The sequence below is a fragment of the Micromonospora sp. NPDC005171 genome, assembly GCF_040608575.1.
Classification (GTDB): Bacteria; Actinomycetota; Actinomycetes; order Mycobacteriales; family Micromonosporaceae; genus Micromonospora.
Genome location: NZ_JBEXIM010000008.1, coordinates 1 through 18,606, shown reverse-complemented (window position 1 = coordinate 18,606; position 18,606 = coordinate 1). Strand labels below are relative to the sequence as shown.

20 protein-coding genes are annotated in these 18,606 nt (G+C 68.8%); 14 read left to right on the top strand and 6 right to left on the bottom strand.

Going from position 1 to position 18,606, the window contains the following annotated elements:
• Positions 1–33 precede the first annotated feature (33 nt).
• The 7 genes from ABZU74_RS13510 to ABZU74_RS13480 all read left to right on the top strand — a co-directional run bounded on the left by ABZU74_RS13510 (position 34) and on the right by ABZU74_RS13480 (position 5,551).
• The gene (locus tag ABZU74_RS13510) at positions 34–330 is read left to right on the top strand and encodes a hypothetical protein (protein ID WP_355422498.1); all 297 of its coding nucleotides are present in this window, start codon (positions 34–36) and stop codon (positions 328–330) included.
• The gene (locus ABZU74_RS13505; protein WP_355422495.1) at positions 317–1,174 is read left to right on the top strand and encodes a DUF2637 domain-containing protein; all 858 of its coding nucleotides are present in this window, start codon (positions 317–319) and stop codon (positions 1,172–1,174) included. Before ABZU74_RS13510 ends, ABZU74_RS13505 begins: the two co-directional genes overlap by 14 nt.
• Positions 1,171–1,434: a hypothetical protein gene (locus ABZU74_RS13500; protein WP_355422493.1), complete on the top strand. Its 264-nt coding sequence runs from the start codon at positions 1,171–1,173 to the stop codon at positions 1,432–1,434. Before ABZU74_RS13505 ends, ABZU74_RS13500 begins: the two co-directional genes overlap by 4 nt.
• On the top strand, positions 1,434–3,230 hold the full coding sequence (locus tag ABZU74_RS13495; RefSeq protein WP_355422490.1) for a replication initiator: 1,797 nt from the start codon (positions 1,434–1,436) through the stop codon (positions 3,228–3,230). Before ABZU74_RS13500 ends, ABZU74_RS13495 begins: the two co-directional genes overlap by 1 nt.
• A gap of 18 nt (positions 3,231–3,248) precedes the next feature.
• Complete coding sequence (locus ABZU74_RS13490) at positions 3,249–3,437, top strand: helix-turn-helix domain-containing protein (RefSeq protein WP_355422487.1); 189 nt, start codon at positions 3,249–3,251, stop codon at positions 3,435–3,437.
• A 2-nt stretch (positions 3,438–3,439) separates the two neighbouring features.
• Positions 3,440–4,639 carry a site-specific integrase gene (locus ABZU74_RS13485; RefSeq protein WP_355422484.1) on the top strand — a complete coding sequence of 400 codons (1,200 nt, stop codon included), beginning with the start codon at positions 3,440–3,442 and terminating at the stop codon, positions 4,637–4,639.
• A gap of 201 nt (positions 4,640–4,840) precedes the next feature.
• Positions 4,841–5,551 (top strand): SDR family oxidoreductase, encoded by a 711-nt coding sequence (locus ABZU74_RS13480; protein ID WP_355422481.1) that lies wholly within the window; start codon positions 4,841–4,843, stop codon positions 5,549–5,551.
• A gap of 169 nt (positions 5,552–5,720) precedes the next feature.
• Here the strand turns inward: ABZU74_RS13480 and ABZU74_RS13475 are convergent, their stop codons facing one another.
• From ABZU74_RS13475 to ABZU74_RS13460, 4 genes are all read right to left on the bottom strand, one after another.
• A complete protein-coding gene (locus ABZU74_RS13475) occupies positions 5,721–8,516 on the bottom strand; it encodes a TIM-barrel domain-containing protein (protein WP_355422478.1) in 2,796 nt (931 codons plus the stop codon).
• A gap of 155 nt (positions 8,517–8,671) precedes the next feature.
• Positions 8,672–9,142: a hypothetical protein gene (locus ABZU74_RS13470; protein WP_355422475.1), complete on the bottom strand. Its 471-nt coding sequence runs from the start codon at positions 9,140–9,142 to the stop codon at positions 8,672–8,674.
• A gap of 17 nt (positions 9,143–9,159) precedes the next feature.
• Positions 9,160–9,666 (bottom strand): hypothetical protein, encoded by a 507-nt coding sequence (locus ABZU74_RS13465; RefSeq protein WP_355422472.1) that lies wholly within the window; start codon positions 9,664–9,666, stop codon positions 9,160–9,162.
• A gap of 105 nt (positions 9,667–9,771) precedes the next feature.
• Positions 9,772–10,689: an expansin EXLX1 family cellulose-binding protein gene (locus ABZU74_RS13460; protein WP_355422469.1), complete on the bottom strand. Its 918-nt coding sequence runs from the start codon at positions 10,687–10,689 to the stop codon at positions 9,772–9,774.
• 112 nt (positions 10,690–10,801) lie between these two features.
• On the opposite strand from ABZU74_RS13460, the gene ABZU74_RS13455 reads away from it, so the two are divergent.
• Entirely contained in the window at positions 10,802–11,308 is a 507-nt protein-coding gene (locus ABZU74_RS13455; RefSeq protein WP_355422467.1) for a cupin domain-containing protein, read from the top strand.
• 105 nt (positions 11,309–11,413) lie between these two features.
• Here the strand turns inward: ABZU74_RS13455 and ABZU74_RS13450 are convergent, their stop codons facing one another.
• Positions 11,414–12,016, bottom strand: coding sequence for a TetR/AcrR family transcriptional regulator (locus ABZU74_RS13450; protein ID WP_355422464.1), 603 nt, complete (start codon positions 12,014–12,016; stop codon positions 11,414–11,416).
• A 124-nt stretch (positions 12,017–12,140) separates the two neighbouring features.
• Here ABZU74_RS13450 and ABZU74_RS13445 point away from each other — a divergent pair, with 124 nt between their 5' ends.
• Positions 12,141–12,998: an SDR family oxidoreductase gene (locus ABZU74_RS13445; protein WP_355422461.1), complete on the top strand. Its 858-nt coding sequence runs from the start codon at positions 12,141–12,143 to the stop codon at positions 12,996–12,998.
• A 99-nt stretch (positions 12,999–13,097) separates the two neighbouring features.
• Here ABZU74_RS13445 and ABZU74_RS13440 read toward each other — a convergent pair whose 3' ends face one another.
• Entirely contained in the window at positions 13,098–13,742 is a 645-nt protein-coding gene (locus ABZU74_RS13440) for a TetR/AcrR family transcriptional regulator (protein ID WP_355422458.1), read from the bottom strand.
• A gap of 144 nt (positions 13,743–13,886) precedes the next feature.
• On the opposite strand from ABZU74_RS13440, the gene ABZU74_RS13435 reads away from it, so the two are divergent.
• From ABZU74_RS13435 to ABZU74_RS13415, 5 genes are all read left to right on the top strand, one after another.
• Positions 13,887–14,666 (top strand): glucose 1-dehydrogenase, encoded by a 780-nt coding sequence (locus ABZU74_RS13435; protein ID WP_355422455.1) that lies wholly within the window; start codon positions 13,887–13,889, stop codon positions 14,664–14,666.
• Positions 14,663–15,139, top strand: coding sequence for a nitroreductase/quinone reductase family protein (locus tag ABZU74_RS13430; protein ID WP_355422452.1), 477 nt, complete (start codon positions 14,663–14,665; stop codon positions 15,137–15,139). Before ABZU74_RS13435 ends, ABZU74_RS13430 begins: the two co-directional genes overlap by 4 nt.
• Positions 15,140–15,531: 392 nt before the next feature.
• On the top strand, positions 15,532–16,755 hold the full coding sequence (locus ABZU74_RS13425) for an epoxide hydrolase family protein (RefSeq protein WP_355422449.1): 1,224 nt from the start codon (positions 15,532–15,534) through the stop codon (positions 16,753–16,755).
• Positions 16,756–17,697 carry a redoxin family protein gene (locus ABZU74_RS13420; protein WP_355422446.1) on the top strand — a complete coding sequence of 314 codons (942 nt, stop codon included), beginning with the start codon at positions 16,756–16,758 and terminating at the stop codon, positions 17,695–17,697.
• Positions 17,698–17,837: 140 nt separating this feature from the next.
• Positions 17,838–18,425, top strand: coding sequence for a GNAT family N-acetyltransferase (locus ABZU74_RS13415; RefSeq protein ID WP_355422443.1), 588 nt, complete (start codon positions 17,838–17,840; stop codon positions 18,423–18,425).
• Positions 18,426–18,606: the final 181 nt, after the last annotated feature.

Sequence of the window (18,606 nt, the reverse complement as noted above, 5' to 3'; positions counted from 1 at the left end):
CGGTATCGCCATGGCTTACATGGGAGGCGTGCGATGAGTTTCCACCTGTCTGACCCGTGCCTGTGGTGCATCGAGGGCAGCAGCCCTGCCGGCATTCACGACATCCTCGGCCCGGTCTACAAGCCCTGCCCCGTCTGCCTCGGTCCTTGCGCCCTCTGCGAGGGCGACGGACTGTTCCCGGCCGACTTCGCCTGCCTGCCCTGCTTCCGGCAGCAGCTCGCCGCCCAAGGGCTGACCCCCATCATGTGCGCCCACTGCTCCGGCGTGGTCGACCTCATCCCCCTCGACGCCATCCCGGCCCCGGAGGTGACTCCCCATGGCCACCACTGACCCCACTGCCGTCACCGAGCAGTTCGCCGCCGAGTACGCCCGCAACGCCGTACCGACCATGCTCAAGGCGATCAGCTCCATCAAGCGGTACAACCGCTTCGTTCTCCTCGGTGCGCTGCTGACCAGCTACCTGCACCAAGCCCACTACCTGTGGACCCAAAACGCCGGCTACTTCGCCTACCTCGTCCCGCTAATCTTCGACGCCGCGATGGTGTCGATGCTGACCGTCGTCCGCACCTCCGGCATCGCCAAAGACGCCAAACGCGGAGCCATGGTCGTCTTCGCCGCCGCCGCCATGCTGTCGGCCACCATCAACTTCGCCTCCCCAGGCAGCCTCGGCCTGCGCCTGGTCTTCGCCCTGGTCGTCGTCCTCGTCATCGGCGTCGAACTCGTCGCCGGACGCATCCGCCCCGACTTCGCCGCCATCCAAGCCGAAGCCGCCGCCCTCCTCGCCGCCGTCAACGACCTCACCGACACGACACCAGCCACCGAACCGACCACCACCCCGCCCGTCGACACCACCCCGACTCCTGCGCCGGCTGTCGACACCACACCGGCACCCGTTCCGGTCGTCGACACCACGCCAGCACCTGCGCCGGCCGCCATCACGGCACCCGCCTTCACTCCGATTCCGGTCGCCCGGCCCGAGGTCCCGGCGCACCTGATGCCCACCGCCCGCTTCGTCATCGGACGCCACGAACAGAGCACCGGTCGACCCATCACCACCGTCGAACTCGCCGGCCTGCTCTCCGTCACCCCGGACATCGCCCGGGAACTGCTGCACACCATCACCGGCCACACCCCGGCCGTCAACGGCACCCCCGTCACGGGTGGTGCCCGATGACCATCCACGTCGTCGACATCGACTACACCTTCCACACCTGCCCGGCCTTCGCCGAGCCACACCCCTACGACACCCGACGCACCGTCATCGACGTCATCCCCGGCGGACCCTGCCGGACCCCGGTCACGATCCGCTGCGGCGACACGACCGCCACCATCGCATGCCACCGGCACGAACCGGCCGACCGCCAGTGCGGCGCCTGCCGCATCATCGTCACCCAACACACCATCACCAACCGGCACCACGAGGTCGTCGGCTGATGGATTCGACGCTGGACCTCACACCCCGTGCTACGGCCCGGGGTGTGGGCTCGAACGCCGACACCGTCCCGCTCGTCGGCTACACCGCCGCTGGGTCCGCGTTCACCCGCGCCCAACAACCCGACTACTTCGGCTGGCTCGAACACGTCCGCGCCGCCGCCGGCTGCACCCGGCCCATCCGCCTCGCCGGGCAGCTCCTCACCGTCGAGCCCGCCACCGGCCGGCTCCTCGACGCCCGGCACACCGACGCCATGCCCGACGCCGCGATCTACAAGGCGTGCGGCAACCGCCGCGCCACCGTCTGCCCCACCTGCGCAGGCGTCTACCAACGCGACGCCTACCAACTCCTGCGCGCCGGCCTCATCGGCGGCAAAGGCGTCCCCGACACCGTCTCGCGACACCCGGCCGTGTTCGCCACCTTCACCGCACCGTCCTTCGGCCCCGTCCACGTCCGCGCGGTCAAGCGGCACACCTGCGCCAACCGCAAACGCTGCGACTGCCGACCCGACCCCTGCCACGCCCGCCGCAGCACCGACCCCACCGCCGGACTCTGCGCCCACGGTCGCCCGGCCGTCTGCTGGGCACGCCACGAATCCGCAGACGCTGCTCTCGGTCAGCCGCTGTGCCTGGACTGCTACGACCACGACCACCAGGTCGTCTGGAACGTGTTCGCAGGCGAACTATGGCGGCGGACGAAGCAAGCCGCGGAACGCTACCTGGCTCAGGTTGCTCGCCGACGTGGCATCCCGCCGGCCCGGATGGTCACCAACTCGGGCAAGGTCCGCACGGTCGCCCCGGTCCGGCTGTCCCACGGCAAAGCCGCCGAGTTCCAAGCACGCGGAGCAGTCCACTTCCACGCCCTGGTGCGCCTCGACGGCGTCGACCCCACCGACCCCACCGCCGTCATCCCCCCACCGCCCGGGTTCACCGCCGCCGACCTCGACGACGCCATCCGCCACGCCGTGTCCCAGGTCAGCTACACGACCCCTACCCACCCCGACCGGCCCGAAGGCTGGTCGATCGCCTGGGGCGACCCGTCCAAGGGCCTCGACATCCGACCCATCAGCCTGACTGGAAGCGGTGAGGTAACCGACGGCATGGTCGCCGGCTACCTTGCCAAGTACGCCACCAAGAGCACCGAGGTAACCGGGCACCGCTCCGTCAGGCTCACCGCCGATTCAATCGGCGACTATGCCGACCCCGACGGCGACCACACCGCCCGCCTCATCGACGCCTGCTGGCGACTCGGCCGACCCACCAGCACCCCCGTCCCGCTCTCGCAGCGGCCCCGGGACCACCGACCCCGGCCCGGCTTCGTGAAGCGCTGGGAGTGCCCCGACTGCGGCACCCACACCCGCTACGCCGCCTGCCCCGTCTGCGTCGCCGAACGTCAAGCCAGCCTTGACGCCGAACCGGCGAAACGAGCCACGACCAATCCGTACGCCCGGCTGCGCCGCTGGGCACACATGCTCGGCTTCGGCGGCCACTTCCTCACCAAAACCCGCCGCTACTCCGTCACCTTCCAACTCCTACGCGACACCCGCGTCACCTACCGACGCAACGACGACCAGGACCAGGCCGTCACCGACCCCATCAAGGCCGTCGACCACCTCGACGACACCACCCTGCTCGTCGGCACCCTCACCTTCGCCGGCGTCGGCTGGCACACCACCGGAGACGCCCTGCTCGCCAACACGGCCGCCGCCATGGCCCGCGCCCGACACGCCACCGGCCGCGAAGAACTCGCCCACGAACTCGGCACCATCCCCGCCGGCACCGTGCCGGTCGCCGCCTGATGACACGAAAGGATGACCGTGACCGCGCGAAATTCGGTCGACGAACTCTGGTCCGTCGACGACGTTGCCGCCTTCCTGCGGGTGCCGGTGGAAACCCTCTACCGCTGGCGGAAGGTGAAGTACGGCCCGCCGGCCGCTCGCATCGGCCGGCACCTGCGCTACGACCCGGCAGAGGTCCGCGCCTGGGTCAGAAGTCGGGTGGCCTGACCATGGGCCACGTCGAGGACCGTTGGTACCGGACCACCACCGGGCCGGACGGGCGAACCAAACGCGAAAGGACCGACCGGCATGGCACCGGGAAGCGCTACCGGGTGCGCTACATCGGCCCGGACGGACGCGAGCGCAGCCAGTCCTTCCCAGACCGGGGCAAACGAGACGCGGAGGCGTTCCTCGTCTCGGTCGAGTCCGACAAGCTGCGTGGCGCGTACGTCGATCCGGCGGCCGGCCGGATCACCTTCGCTGAATACGCCGAGAACTGGCTCCGCACTCGCAGCTTTGACGAGTCGACCCGGGAGACTACCGAGATTCGGGTACGCAGGCACCTGCTGCCGTACTTCGGCACACGCCAGCTCGCCGCCATCAAGCCAGGCCACATCCGAGAGTGGGACGCCAGCATGGTCGGCAAGCTGGCACTGTCGACTCGGTCCGTGATCTTCGCCCACCTGCGCACCATCCTCGGCGCGGCCGTCGACGACGAGCGCATACCAAAGAACCCGTGCACAGCTCGGTCGGTCAGCCAACCACGCCCCGTCGAGCGTCGCGTGGTGCCGTGGAAGCTCGACGACATCGCCGCGATCCGTGCCGGCCTGCCTGAGCGATACCGGGCCGTCGTCAACCTTGGGGCCGGCTGTGGGATTAGGCAGGGTGAGGTCTTCGGCCTGGCCGTCGACGACATCGACCTCGACGCCGGCTGGCTGCATGTCCAACGTCAGGTCAAGTTGGTCCGTCACCGGCTCGTGTTCGGTCTGCCCAAGAACAACCGGGACCGGCGGATACCGCTACCCGGATCAGTCGCCGATGCCCTCCGGCAGCACATGAAAGATCACCCGCCGCTGACCATCACCCTTCCTTGGGAGGACCCCACCAGCGCGGAGCGGGTCACCACCGGCCTGATCCTGACCACCACCCGGCGCAAGCCGATCAACCGTTGCTGGTTTGACGCCAAAGCGTGGCGACCGGCCGTGACGGCGGCAGGCATCGTGCCATCTCGGTCGACCGGGATGCACGCGCTGCGGCACTTCTACGCCTCGGCGCTGCTCGACGCCGGGGAGAGCGTCAAGGCGCTCGCCTCCTACCTCGGCCACTCCGATCCCGGCTTCACCCTCCGGGTGTACACGCACCTCATGCCGGCCAGCGAGGAACGCACCCGCAACGCCATCGACCGGCTGTTTCGACCCGGCCCCTGCTGACGGCCCGGAGACGGCCTGAGGTGGGGGAGTGGCAGAGTTTGCCCAGCTCAGCATCTGTTGCACTATCAGAATCCGGCGTACAGGTCGACTCGTCCGTCGCCCACCAGCTCAGAGCCGCGATTGCCGCGTCCCCGATCCGTTCAGTGACCCACGTCGCAAATATTTGCCTCTGACGTTAACGTAAGGTTTTAGCGTGGGGGCATGCAGATCAACGGTACGAAAGCCCTCGTAACAGGTGCCAACCGTGGGCTCGGCAAGGCCTTTGCCGAGGCTCTCGTCGCCCGCGGTGCCACCACCGTCTACGCCACCGCCCGCCGCCCCGACCGCATCGACATCCCCGGCGTCGTCCCTCTCCAACTGGACATCACCGACCCGACGTCCATCGAGGCCGCGGCAGCCGAGGTGGGCGAACTTGATGTCCTCATCAACAACGCTGGCATCTCCACGGACGCGCCCCTGCTCGGCCCCTCCATGGAGAACATCCGCCGCGAGTTCGACACCAACTTCTGGGGCACCCTCAACGTCATCCGCGCCTTCGCTCCCAAGCTTGGCGGGGGTGCCATTCTCAACGTCATCTCAGCGCTGAGCTGGTACGCCTTCGCCCCTGCCAGCAATGGCTACGCCGCCTCCAAAGCCGCGGAATGGTCTCTCACCAACGGCATCAGACTCGAACTTGCCGACCAGAAAACCCAGGTCACCGCTCTGGCCCTGGCGATAGCCGACACCGACATGATGGCCGCCTACGACATCCCTAAACTGCCACCCCACGAGGTGGTCGCCATGGCCCTGGACGGCCTGGAAGCGGGCAAGCTCGAGGTAATCGCCGACAGTCCCACCGCCAATGTGAAGGCCTCGCTCTCCCGCGACCCGGCTCTCTTCTACGCCGACATCTCCACCGCCCTCTTCAGCTGACCACCACCTCCTGCCGCCAGGAAATGTGAGGCGGCTCAACAATCCAGCAAGAGATCTGTTCTGGACCGCGTCAACTCCCGGAGCTCCGTGACACGAACCGGCCGGGTGGGTTGCCCCACCCGGCCGGTGTCCGGATCCCTGGAAGCCAGCCCCGTAGGGCTGGCGACCGTCAGTGCTTCTTGAACACCGGCATGGTGTCCAGCGTGGTGGTGATGTTCTGCGTGGTGCCGCCCCGGTACGTCTTCCCGGTGAAGATGTCGGTCCAGCTGTTGCCCGGCGGGAACCACACCGACGTGGTCGCAGTGTTGCCGGGCGTCGTCACGGGTGCCACCAGGTAGTCCGGGCCGTAGAGGTACTGGGAACCGGCGGTGGCGTACGCGGCCTGCTCATTCGGGTACGCCAGGTACATCGACCGGACGATGGGCGTGCCCGTGCGGGTGGCCTCCTTGGCGGCGGCGTAGGTGTACGGCTGCAGTTCCTTCCGCAGGTTCAGGAACTTCTTGGCCGACGCGTTCGCCGCCGGGCCGTACTGCCAGGGCAACCGGTCGCTGTGGTTGGAGTGCAGCCGGTCGATCGGCTGGAACGTGCCGAACTGCACCCACCGGGCGTAGAGGTCGTCGGGCAGCTTGGTGCTGCCCGGCTCGGTGCCCGGCTCCTGGAGACCGCCGGTGTGCCCGCCGATGTCGTGGCTGACCGCGGCCAGCCCGGTCGCTGCCGACTCGCCCGGCGTGTAGCCGACCTCCATCTGCAGCGTCGACCAGTCGGAGGTGGTGTCGCCGGTGAAGTGCAGCGTGGTGCGCTTGTCGGCCCACGGGCCGGTCGACACCGGCGTCGGGCTGCCGTAGCCGCCGGCCTGCAACGAGCCGTACGCGCGGGAGAACGCGAAGCCGGTCTTGTCGGCGTACTGCTTGTTGATCCAGGCGTCCGCGGTCACCCCGGCGAGCGAGGACTTCGTGTTGTCGCAGCACCAGTCCAGCCACCACAGGTCGGGGCCCTTGCTGCCCGCCGGGATCATCCCGTCGTGCAGCTGCAGGTACGCAGTGAGCTGGTCGGGGTCGCCGAAGTCGAACGCGTAGCAGTCGGGGCCGCCGTTGCAGCCGACGCGCTGCAGCTTGCCCTTGGCGGTGGCCTGCGCTTGGGCGAACTTCGGGTCCGAGCCGAGGATGCTCGGGTGGATGTTGATGCCGGTGTGCAGGCCCTGCTTCTTGGCCCAGTCGAAGAACGCCTTCGGGTCGGGGATCCGGGTGGGGTCGATGCTCCAGCCGTTCCACTTGTCCGGCGCCTTGATGTCGGTGTCGAGGACGAGCACGTCCAGCGGCACACCCTCGGCCTTGGCCCGGGCGACCAGGTTCTGGAACTCGGTGGCGGTGCGGTCGTAGTACTCGGAGTACCACACGCCGTACGCCCACTTGGGCAGCAGCTTCGTGGGCCCGGTCAGGGTCGACAGGTCCTGCAGAGCCCGGGTGAAGTTCTGCCCGTACGCGAAGACGTAGCCGTCCTGCTCGGGGGCGGGCCGGGGCTTGGTGTTGCTCAGGGCCGAGGCCGAGTCGTCGAGCAGGTACCAGCCGTCCTGGTAGAGCAGGCCCGGGGCGGTGAGCGCGGCGCCTGTCACGCCGTCCAGGCCCCGGCGGTAGCCGCCGAGCGGCGCATGCGGGGCGAGCAGCGGGGAGTCCTTGCTCGTGACGGCGACCGTGTCCACGTTGACGTTGCAGCTGGCGGCCGTGGGGCACCCCATGGTCACGGTGTTGGTGCCGCGGTCGAGGTGGACCGGGACGGAAACGGTGTTCCAGTAGTCCCACCCGCTGGTCGGCGGAAGGGTTGCCGTGACCGGCGTGGCCGTTCCGGCCGTGACCGACATGGTGCGTGCCTGGCTCGGCTGGGCGCCGGCCTGGCCGTTGGCGTAACGGATCTGCACCTGGTAGTCGCCTGCGGACGGAACGTCCGTCACGGTGAGCGCGACGGCGGACGTGGTGTTCTCCATGCCGGCCAGGAATCCCGTACCGGAGGCGCCGTTGTGGTCGTTCGCGGGCTTCGCGCCGCCGGTCAGCGCGCCGGTCTCGGCCTCGCCCAGCGTGCCGAACCGCAGCGGCTGCGGCTGGGGTGGGGCCGGCGCCGGGAACGGGTCGCCCGGGTTGACCACCGCGAGGCTGTCGACGTTCACGTTGCCGGAATCGTTGGGACCCCGTACGACGCTGATCTCGTGCCGGCCCGCGGTGAGGTCGACAGGCACGCTGGCCGTGCCCCAGGTGTCCCAGTTCGCGGTGGGCGGCAGGGTCAGCGTGTGGCCGGCGTCGCCGTCGACCTGCACCGTCAGGGTGCGGGCCACGTTCTGGCCGTCGCCGCCGGTGCTGTTGGCGTACCGGAGGGTGAGCTGCTTCGTGCCGGCTTCCGGCGCGTCGAGCGCGAACGTGACCGAGTCGCCGGAGGAGGCGAAACCGGCCGCGAAGCCGCGCCCGGTGAATCCCTTGTGGTCGGTGGCCACGCCGGGACCGCTCAGCTGCAGTGATTCCGCCTCGCAGAGCGCGCCGAACGCGCAGGCCGGGGCAGTGTGGCCGGCCCAGGGTCGGCCCTGCACGACCTGCTTACCGGTCTTGAGCTGCACGGTGAGGTTGTCGGCGGTGAACGCGCCCGAGCCGACCTGGTAACGCAACGTCATCGCGCCGGTGTCGATGGTGAGCCAGCCATGCTCGATGCGCTTGTTGAACCGCGTACGGGGGAAGTCGTCGCGCCCGATGGCGTTGAAGGTGGCGGCGTCGGTGAACCTGCCGTCCTGCTGGTACTCGGTGCGGATCAGGGTCGGGGACAGCACCTCGAAACGTGCGTCACCCGACCGTATGGCTTCGTCCTGCGCCCGGTGGTGGCTGGCCTGCGCCGGCCCGGCCGGAGCGAGCGCCAACCCGGTGACGAGAATGCCGACCGCTGCGGCTGCCGTCGCGCGGCGACGCTGTGAGTTCCGATAGAGCAAGATGCGCTCCTCGTCTCATATGGAGGAAATGAGTCGATGACAACGCTGTCACTCGCCCGAAACGGATGTCAACGGATCTTGGTGGGTGTCTCTTCTCTCTTTACCGCACGACCACCACTCGGTCCAGGGCCAGGACGTTCGGCGTCCCGGCCCAGCTACCAGATGTGCGCGCGTTCGTCGATGAATCGAGGCGGCTCGCCGAGGAAGGTGTCGGCGGGAACCGCGCCGTGCGCCAGGTTGAGCGTGTCCAAGCGGTACCGCCAGGCGCCACCACTCATCCCGGTGAAGCGGTAGTTGATCTGCCAGCGCAGCCATTCGCCGTAGGCGAGTCGCACCGCGGGCGGCCGGCGGTGACGGCGCGGCATACCCCAGGCCGACGCAAGCAGTTCAACCCGGAGTTGGCCGTCCGCCAGCCGGAGACGCACCTCGCTCCGGTACGGCGCGCGTACCAGGCCCTCACGAGGCTCGAACCCATCGGCCTCGGCCATGTCAACCTCATGGGTGAGCGGCATCGCCTGTGCCGGCAGGGCGAACGACACCGGTACGGCGTTACGCCGGGTTGCCTCGGCTCCGCCGCGCGACCGCTTGGTCCACGTCGTGCGGACCCATTGCACCACAGCATCCACACGGCGATGCTTCGCCGCTACCTGCCCTGGCGCAACCCAGATTCCCCCACCCAGCGTTTCACCACGACGGGCTCGCCACTCGGGGCCGGCCACACCTGCACCCGCAGCCGCTCCATCGTCTGCGGGGCTTCGTCAGAGTCGACCCCCAAGCGCTCCGCCTCGGCAAGGTTGCTGCTCGCCGCCCGGACCCGAACGGGCCCCACCGGCACCCGGAACCGCGCCGCGTCCGGCTCGTAGTCGGTGCAACCCATGACCACGATGCGCCCCGACCGAACCTGCATGCTCCCCTCGACCACGTGGTCGTAGTCGGCGAGGTCGTCGGCGGGCGGAGCATCCAACACGTCGACCCGCACGGCCACCGTGACGTTGACCGAGGTGCCGATGGCCATCGCGTCGTCGACCACGGCCAGGCGGTCGACAACCGCCTGATCGGTCCACGCCTCGCTCAGATCGCCCGTCGACCCGTCGTCGCTCAGGTGGATCTGGTGGTAGTCCGCGAAGAGTTCCAAGTCCACCGAATCCACGCCGCGCTCCTCTGTCGATCCGACTGTTTTGCGCTGGCGACTCAGCCTCGCAGGGAGAACGCCGGCCGGTAGCCACATGATGCTCCGTGGAGCGGGAGCGATGAATCAGCAGCGGGGACGGTCGAGTGGAGCGGCGCCGGCGAGCGCTTCGATCGTCGCCGTCGGTGTGACCGACTCCGTCGCCGTCGGCGAGGGCGCGACGGTGGGGCTCGGCGGGGCCGAGGGTGCGCTGCTGGGCGTGGGGGAGGCGCTGGCGAGGATGGCCGTGCTGCGTTGCAACTGCTTGGTGACCATGCGAATGCCGGTGGCGGTGGCCTGACGTCCGTACACGTCGGTGACCCTGATGGTGAACGGCCCGGGGCCGAGCCCGCCGTCGACGGTCCAGTGGTTGTCGCTCTGCCGGGCGGCCTTGCGGAAGCCGCCGCCCGGCCCCTTCGCCTCGACCGAGCGCAGAGGGTTGCCGTGGTTGCCGACCTGCACCGCGAACCAGTATTTCGAAGCGCCGCCCTTCATCCGGAAGGTCAGCCCGCCGTCGAGCGGCGGGTTCACCACCGCCCGGTACGTCACGGGCGCGATGCCCTGCGACCGGTCGGCGATCCTGGTGAACGCCTCGGTGGAAAGGTCGATCTTGCTGGGCCCGCAGCCGCCACACTGGTCCATCACCATGACCCGGACCTTGCCCTTCGGGCCGGTCACCTCCAGGTAGCTGCCGCAGGCCGCCGATCCGGCGTATTGGGACGCGCCGAGGGCCACGTAGAGCCGGTCCGCCGGCGGGCCGGGGAAGGAGCAGTTGCCGCCCGAACGGCCCGCGTCATAGAAACTGGCCTTGCCCTTGTGGACGGTGCTGCCCGTCGGCGGCGCGGCGCAGGCCGGGGTGGCACCGCCGCGGACGGCGAGGGTGATGCCGAGGACGGCGGCCAGAGCGGTGACCCCAGCGCCGGCCAACCAGTGTCGGAGCCGCCGACTCAACCGGGGCGTGCGGGCCGGGATCTCGTTGTCGGGGGCCGTGCCTGGTGCCGTCACGGCGCATGATGTTGCCGCAGCACCTCGCAGCGGCGCAACAACGCCAAAGCGGGCCGCTCCGGTCAGTTCGGTTGCGGTACCTCGCCGTAACGGAGTCCCTAGGATGCGAGTCATGACCGCAGTCCCGGACGACGACCCGACCCGAACGCTGACGGTGGCCAACCCCGACGACCCCGCCACCACCTGCATCTCCCTCGCCGGGGGCAACTACGCCATCCTGATCACGGGCAAGCAGACCAACGGGCAGTACTGCCTCATCGACATGCGCGTGCCCGACGGCGGCGGCCCGCCGCCACACCGGCACGACTTCGAGGAGATGTTCACCATCCTCGAGGGCGAGATCGAGTTCAATTTCCGCAACGAGAAGCGCATTGTGCGGGCCGGGTCAACGGTGAACATCCCGGCCAACGCCCCGCACAACTTCCGCAACGTCTCCGGCGCTCCCGCGCGCATGCTGTGCATGTGCACCCCGGCGGGTCAGGACGAATACTTCATGCGCGTCGGCGACGAGGTCGCGAGCAGGGACGCGCCGCCGCCGCAGCTCACCGACGACGAGAAAGCGGAGCGCCGGCAGCGCGCAGCCGAGCTGGCTCCTACGTACCGCACCGAAATGCTCTGACAACTCGGCGACTGCCGGCCCGGCAGCTCCTGCCTGCCGGGTCGCCTGGCACCGCCCTCCGCTGGCGGACGTGATCCCGTGACGTGCACGGCGCCTCAGGGCTGGTCACTCGGCGGATCGGCGGGGGCGCAGTCCGTTGAGTGCGGTGCTGACGACGAGGTCGGCGTACTCGGCGGTGAGCGGCCCGCTGCGTTGCAGCCAGCGGCTGAACAACGGACCCCAGATCAGGTCCACCGCCACGCCGAGGTCGACGTCCTCGGCGATCTGGCCCGCTCGCTGCGCGCTGCGCAGGCGCTGCCGCTTGGCCTCCTTCAACGGGCCGTCCAACCGTTCGGCGTACGCAGCGGCCAGCTCGGGGTCGAGCGCGATCTCGGTGGCCAGCGCGCGCATCGGTTGCTCGTACCGGGGGTCGTTCATCTCCTCGACGGTCGCGCGCAGCACCAGGGTCAGGTCCGCCGCCAGGTCGCCGGTGTCCGGCAGGGTCGGCGGCCCACCCTCGGTGGCCTCGCTGAGCATGAGGAAGGCGTCGAAGATGACCGCGCCTTTCGACGGCCACCAGCGGTAGATGGTCTGTTTGCCGACGCCGGCCCGCGCGGCGATGCCCTCGATGCTGAGCTTCGCGTACCCCATTTCCTGAAGCAGGTCGAAGGCCGCGGTGAGGATGGCGCGTCGCGAGGTCTCTCGACGGCGGGCCGTGTTGGGCGTCATGGGGCACCACGGTAGCAGCAGCGAGACGAACCGTCTCGTCTTGACGTAGTGACGCGACCAGCCTAGTCTTCTGGCATAACGAGACGGACCGTCTCGTCTCGCCAAGAGAAGAGAGTGACAGTCAATGCGCACCTCAACCGACGCCGCCCCGCGTACCTGGTTCATCACCGGCGCCAGCCGCGGCTTGGGCCGCGCCTTCGCCGACGGCGCACTCGACAGGGGTGACCGGGTGGTCGCCGCCGCCCGGACCATCGCCAGGGACGACTTCGACGAGAAGTACGCCGACCGGCTGCTGGCCCTGACCCTCGACGTGACCGACCGTGCGGCGGTCATCGCCGCCGTGGACACCGCTGTCGAGCACTTCGGCCGGCTCGACATCGTCGTCAACAACGCCGGCACCCTGTCCATGGGCATGATCGAGGAGTTCACCGAGGCCGAGGCGCGCGCCCAGTTCGAGGTGAACCTCTTCGGCGCGCTCTGGGTCAGCCAGGCCGTGCTGCCACACCTGCGCGCCCAACGCTCCGGCCACATCGTGCAGGTCTCCAGCATCGCCGCCCTCGGCGGCTTCCCCAGCACCGGCATGTACAGCGCGAGCAAGTTCGCCCTGGAGGGGATGAGTGAGGCGCTGGCGATGGAGGCGGCGGCCTTCGACATCACGGTCAGCATCGTGCAGCCGGGCGGATACTGGACCGACCTCTACACCAGTCTGAGCGCCACCACCCCGATGGACGCCTACGCGCCACTGCGCGCCGAGCTGGAGCGACAGTGGGCGGAAGACTCGATCGACAGCGAGCCCCGGCTGGCCGCCGAGGCGCTGCTGCAGTTGGTCGACAGCGACGACCCGCCGCTGCGGCTCCTGCTCGGGAGCATGGTCTACGACCTGGCGTTCGACATCTCCCGCCGGCGGATGGACACCTGGGCGCGCTGGGAGCAGGTCAGCCGCGCCGCCGAACACGCCGTCGCGGCCCCTGGACGCTCGTAACCGGCCAGCCCGGATCGGGCCACGAGCGGCATCACGGCTCTTCCGGGATGCCCCGCGAACGCCCATGGGTGCCGGGACCCTGTCACGGTCGGTGGGGGCTCAGTCGTTGCTGGACGCCCCTGGTCCGGTCGTGGCGTACCGGGCGGCGATGGTGCGGACGGCCTCGTCGACCACCTGAGCGACGCGTTCGGCGCTCACCTCCCAGCCCGGCACCAGGAGTGTCGGCCAGAAGACGTAGTTGGAGATCATGCCCAGGAACTGGGTGGCGGCGAGCTCCACGTCCTCGACCCGCACCGTTCCCGCCTCGTGTTCAGCCAGGAGGTAGCTGCGTACGGACTCGAAGTAGGGCATCTTCCCGTGCGAGAACTGCGCATGGGCCAGCTCAGGGAAGCGCGGCAGCTCGGCGATGACGATCCTGAACAGGTCGGTCATCTGGGCACGGCCTAGCAGCTCGGCGTAACGGCGACCGATGATGCTGAGCCCGTCGACGACGTTGCCTGCTGGCGGAGGGTCCTCCTCGTCAGCGGTCGACCAGGACTCGGCCACGATGGCGTCGAACAGGGCAGCTTTGCTCGGAAACTGCTTGAACAAGGTGGCCCGTGAAACGCCCGAGCACTCTGCGATCCGCGCCAGCGACGTCCGGTCGTAGCCCAACTCGAGAAACAGGGCGGTCGCGGCCGTCACGATCAGCGCGCGCTTCTCCTGGGCGACGCGCTGGTGATACGTCGTCACGACCCTGCTCATGGGCCGAGCATACGAGGTGAGTGGCTTGACTCGCAACTGCCGCCGACCTAGTGTTAGGGGAGTGGTGAGTCGATCGGCTCACCACTGGCCGTGGCTCATCACAGGTGATCCCGGTCATTCACCCACGCACCGAAGGAACATCTGATGCCCCGCTTCGACAACCAGACAGTGCTCGTGACCGGTGGGACCGGCGGCCAGGGCTCGAGCCACGTGCGCGCCTTTCACGCCGAGGGAGCGAACGTGGTGATCGGCGACATCGACGCGGAACGCGGCGCCGCTCTCGCCGACGAACTCGGGACCCGCGCTCGCTTCGTCCGCCTTGACGTTACCGACGAGAGCTCGTGGTCCGCCGCCGTGCTGGCCGCCGAGAGCGCCTTCGGCGCCCTGCACGTGCTCGTCAACAACGCGGGCGTGCAGAACCCGCCCGCAACAATCGAAAACACGGATCAGGCCACCTGGTCGCGCATCCTCGACATCAACCTCACAGGGACCTTCCTCGGCATCAAGGTCGCAGCCCCCGCTCTGCGCCGGGCAGCAGGGGGAGCCATCGTCAACGTCGCCTCGACAATGGGCCTGGGCGGCACGGCTCACTACGCGCCGTACGTCGCCAGCAAGTGGGCCGTGCGAGGCCTCACCCAGACGGCAGCACTCGAACTCGGCCGCGACCACATCCGGGTGAACACTATCCACCCCGGCGTGATATCGACCTCCTTCATCCACGAACCAGCAGCTGGCGCGGTCGCGGCAATCGCGGACTTCTACTCACCCGAGCCGTTCGCCATCCCCCGGCTCGGGGAGCCGACCGACGTCAGCCGTCTACTCCTGTTCCTCACGTCGTCGGACGCGTCGTTCATCACCGGGTCGGAGTACGTCATCGACGGTGGACTCCTCCTCGGCCCCGCCCTTCAGGTCGAGGCCGCATGAGCACTCCAGACACGACCGGGCCGAACGACTCCGCACGGGACGCGTCCTTGTCCCACCTGCCCAACCACATCCGACAAGCCATCGAGATCACCCCCGCCGCGGGCACCAGAGAACGGATCATCGACATCACGACGCTGGGGCGCCGCACCGGCCGAGCACGCCGCATCGAGATCTTCTTCTACCGAGCTGCGGGCGCCACCTACCTGTGTAGCGGCGCCGGCGGTGCCGCGACCGACTGGCATGCGAACCTTCTCGCCAATCCCAACTTCACCTTCCACCTCAAGAACGGGATTAGTGCAGATCTGCCTGCACGGGCCACGCCTGTCACCGACCCAGCTGAACGTCAGGCAGTGCTGGCGGAGATCGTGGCGGATCTCAATCAGCCCCACGACCCCGGCACCATCCGGCCGACTCGGCTCGAAGACTGGGCTGACAGTCGGCTGATGCGCATCAGCTTCCGCCATCGGCCGTGATCGCGGATCCCTCGACAGATGCGCTCAGTCGCCCCAGTCGAGCTGATGCTCGGGTACGCCGACGGCGCGGCCGTGCTCCACTGCGGCCTGTGTAATGACGGTAGGCGCACGTCGGTGCCGACACGGAGGCTCTCGGTCAGTAGTCGTCCCCGCAACATCGACCGATCTTTCATGTGGACGGCATAGGGAAACCACCCTGATGGTCGGTGTATCGCCCGGTGTCCGGAAGGCCGCCGAGTAAGTGGCAACTTCGCCGGCCATCGCGGTCGGTCGACACTAGGCTCCGAGATATGGCGGCGGCGTGCCCAATCGTTGGCACATAAAGTCCGGCAGGGCCTTCACCCCATGATTTCTCCTCGCGAGGCGCAAACCTAGACGGAGAGGAAACACCCATGGCTGTCAAGACCATGACGCGACCCGGAACAACGGAAATCCGGCCGTTCAAGGTGGAAATCCCCGAGGCGGACCTCAAGGCGATGCGGGCGCGTATCGCCGCCACACGCTGGCCCGAAAAGGAAACCGTGCCGGATCAGTCGCAGGGAGTGCAGCTTGCGACGATGCAGGCCCTCGCGCGTTACTGGGAGAAAGAGTACGACTGGCGCAAGGTCGAGGCGAGGCTGAACGCGCTGCCGCAGTTCATGACCGAGATCGACGGCCTGGACATCCACTTCCTCCACATCCGTTCGAAGCACGAGGACGCACTGCCGCTCATCATCACGCACGGGTGGCCGGGCTCGGTGATCGAGCAGATGAAGATCATCGACCCGCTCACCAATCCCACCGCGCATGGTGCGAGCGCCTCGGACGCCTTCCATCTGGTGATCCCGTCGATGCCCGGTTACGGCTTCTCCGGCAAGCCGAGCATGCCTGGCTGGGACCCGCAACACATCGCAACCGCCTGGATCGAGTTGATGAGGCGCCTCGGCTACATGCGGTTCGTGGCGCAGGGCGGCGACTGGGGAGCGCTCATCACGGAGCTGATGGGTGTGCAGGCGCCTCCGGAACTGATCGGCATTCACACCAACATGCCGGGCGTGTATCCGCCCGACATCGACGCGATGCTCCAGTCCGGTATCACCGGTGCGAACAATCCTCTCGGGTCGCTCCCGTCCAATCTCTCTGAGGACGAGAAGCGCGCCTGTGAGCAGGCGGACTTCTTCTGGAAGCACTCCAGCTACGCCCTTGAGATGGGACGCGCCCAGACGCTGACCGGATTGGCGGACTCGCCCGTCGCCTTGGCGACCTACATGCTCGACCATGACGCCGCCAGCCTGAAGCTCATTTCCGAGTCCATCGCCGGCCAGCCCCGAGGCATCACGCCGGAGGATCTCCTCGACAACATTTCGCTCTACTGGCTGACGAACACCGGGGTTTCCTCGGCTCGCCTGTATGCGGAGAACCAGCTCTCCTTCTTCGCGGCCAAGGGTGTGCAGATCCCGGTTGCCGTGAGCGTGTTCCCTGACGAGCTCTACCAGGCTCCCCAGAGTTGGGCAGAGCAGGCGTATCCCAATCTCATCCACTACAACAGGCTGGACAAGGGCGGGCACTTCGCGGCCTGGGAACAGCCGCAACTCTTCTCGGAAGAGATGCGCACCGCCTTCCGGTCGCTGCGCTAGATGGCCGTGCACCTGCCCCCACTGAACGGGGCGGCCGAGTGGCTCAACTCCGAGCCACTCGGCCCGGCCGACCTGGGCGGACGCGTCGTCCTGGTCAACTTCTGGACGTTGACCTGCATCAACTGGCTGCGTCAGGAGCCGTACGTGCGGGCCTGGTCGCAGGCATACCGGGATGACGGGCTGGTCGTCGTCGGGGTGCACACCCCGGAGTTCGGGTTCGAGCACGACGTCGACTGGGTGCGGCGGGCGGTCGCGGCCCGATCGATCGACTATCCGGTGGCGGTCGACAACGACTACGCGATCTGGCGCGCCTTCGACAACCACTACTGGCCGGCGCTCTACTTCGTCGACACCGACGGCGTCATCCGTGACGAGCACTTCGGCGAGGGACGCTACGAGCAGTCCGAGCGGACGCTGCAACAACTGCTGGGCATCGAGCGGGACCCCGTACCCGTCAACGGTGTCGGCCCGGAGGCGGAGGCCGACTGGGCCAACCTGCGGACGCCCGAGACGTACCTCGGTTTCAGTCGCGGCGAACACTTCGCGTCGCCGAACGGCCCGGCGCTCGACGAACGCCGCGCCTACCAGGTGCCGGCGAACCTCGGCCTCAACCAGTGGGCGCTGGCGGGGGAGTGGACGATCGGGTCGGAGAACGTCGTGCTGAACCAGGCCGGCGGCGGCATCGCCGTCCGGTTCCACGCCCGCGACGCGCATCTCGTGCTGGCCCCCGGGGCGGGCCGGTCGATCCCGTTCCGGGTGCTGCTCGACGGCGCGGCTCCCGGCCCGTCACACGGCGTCGACGTCGACGCCGACGGCAACGGCGTACTCCAGGACGGCCGCCTCTACCAACTCGTCCGCCAGGACGGCTCGGTCGGTGAACGGACCCTGGAGATCACGTTCGGCGAGCCCGACGCCGAGGCGTACGCCTTCACCTTCGGCTGACCCGCAGATCGACAGTGCTCACCGTGTCGTGAGGTCGGCGTCGGCGAGTGTCTCCGGTAGTCGTCGAGGTCCAGGGAACCGGTCTCCGGTCCGCCACCGTGTCAGGGTCAAGGCGCTTCGTCCGGATAGTGTCGACTGCTGTGACAACGCCTGAGATCACCATCGCCACCCCAGCGGACCGCGATGCCGTGGTCGGTTCGCTGGTCGCCGCGTTCGTCAAGGACCCCGTCCTGCGGCACCTGTTCCCCGACGAGGACACCTACCCGCGCCACGCCGCCACGTTCTTCGGGCACCTCTTCGACAAGCGGGTGCACCGGTCGTCGATCTGGACGATCGCTGGCGGTGCGTCAGTCGCCATCTGGGAGCCGCCGGCCGGGCAACCGGCTGCCGTGCCGGCCGCCGGGCACGGGTCGCCGGAGGAAGCGCGGTACCCCGCCGACGTGCTGGCCCGGGTGCAGGGCTACGACCACGTCGTGCACGCCGCCCTGCCGACGTACCCGTTCTGGTATCTCGGTGTCCTTGGCACCCACCCCGACAGCGCCGGACGCGGTTGGGGCCGCGCCGTCATGCGGGCCGGGCTGGATCGTGCCGCCGCTGACGGCCTGCCGGCGATCCTGGAGACCAGCAACCCGGGCAACGTCGAGCTGTACCGCCGGGCCGGCTGGGAGGTGGTGGGCTCCCTGGCGGTGCCGGTGCCCACCTGGATCATGCAGCAGCCGACCCACTGAGACGTCACGGGTTGGCGGATCAACCCCGGGCTGGCAGCCGTGCACCCGTGGCCCGCCGCCCGATCTTGGACAGTTTCCGTTAGCTGGGCGGGCTCAACCGGTGGTTGCAACACCGAGGAGCTGGGTCATTTTCTCACCGGGGGTGGCCCAGTTCAGGGTCATGCGGGGGCGGTCGTTGAGT

What these genes read in the sequence shown, in the direction of transcription:
- ABZU74_RS13510 (WP_355422498.1), top strand. Translation starts at nt 34, where the DNA reads ATGAGTTTCCACCTGTCTGACCCGTGCCTGTGGTGCATCGAGGGCAGC.
- ABZU74_RS13505 (WP_355422495.1), top strand. Translation starts at nt 317, where the DNA reads ATGGCCACCACTGACCCCACTGCCGTCACCGAGCAGTTCGCCGCCGAG.
- ABZU74_RS13500 (WP_355422493.1), top strand. Translation starts at nt 1,171, where the DNA reads ATGACCATCCACGTCGTCGACATCGACTACACCTTCCACACCTGCCCG.
- ABZU74_RS13495 (WP_355422490.1), top strand. Translation starts at nt 1,434, where the DNA reads ATGGATTCGACGCTGGACCTCACACCCCGTGCTACGGCCCGGGGTGTG.
- ABZU74_RS13485 (WP_355422484.1), top strand. Translation starts at nt 3,440, where the DNA reads ATGGGCCACGTCGAGGACCGTTGGTACCGGACCACCACCGGGCCGGAC.
- ABZU74_RS13480 (WP_355422481.1), top strand. Translation starts at nt 4,841, where the DNA reads ATGCAGATCAACGGTACGAAAGCCCTCGTAACAGGTGCCAACCGTGGG.
- ABZU74_RS13455 (WP_355422467.1), top strand. Translation starts at nt 10,802, where the DNA reads ATGACCGCAGTCCCGGACGACGACCCGACCCGAACGCTGACGGTGGCC.
- ABZU74_RS13450 (WP_355422464.1), bottom strand. Translation starts at nt 12,016, where the DNA reads ATGACGCCCAACACGGCCCGCCGTCGAGAGACCTCGCGACGCGCCATC.
- ABZU74_RS13445 (WP_355422461.1), top strand. Translation starts at nt 12,141, where the DNA reads ATGCGCACCTCAACCGACGCCGCCCCGCGTACCTGGTTCATCACCGGC.
- ABZU74_RS13440 (WP_355422458.1), bottom strand. Translation starts at nt 13,742, where the DNA reads ATGAGCAGGGTCGTGACGACGTATCACCAGCGCGTCGCCCAGGAGAAG.
- ABZU74_RS13435 (WP_355422455.1), top strand. Translation starts at nt 13,887, where the DNA reads ATGCCCCGCTTCGACAACCAGACAGTGCTCGTGACCGGTGGGACCGGC.
- ABZU74_RS13430 (WP_355422452.1), top strand. Translation starts at nt 14,663, where the DNA reads ATGAGCACTCCAGACACGACCGGGCCGAACGACTCCGCACGGGACGCG.
- ABZU74_RS13425 (WP_355422449.1), top strand. Translation starts at nt 15,532, where the DNA reads ATGGCTGTCAAGACCATGACGCGACCCGGAACAACGGAAATCCGGCCG.
- ABZU74_RS13420 (WP_355422446.1), top strand. Translation starts at nt 16,756, where the DNA reads ATGGCCGTGCACCTGCCCCCACTGAACGGGGCGGCCGAGTGGCTCAAC.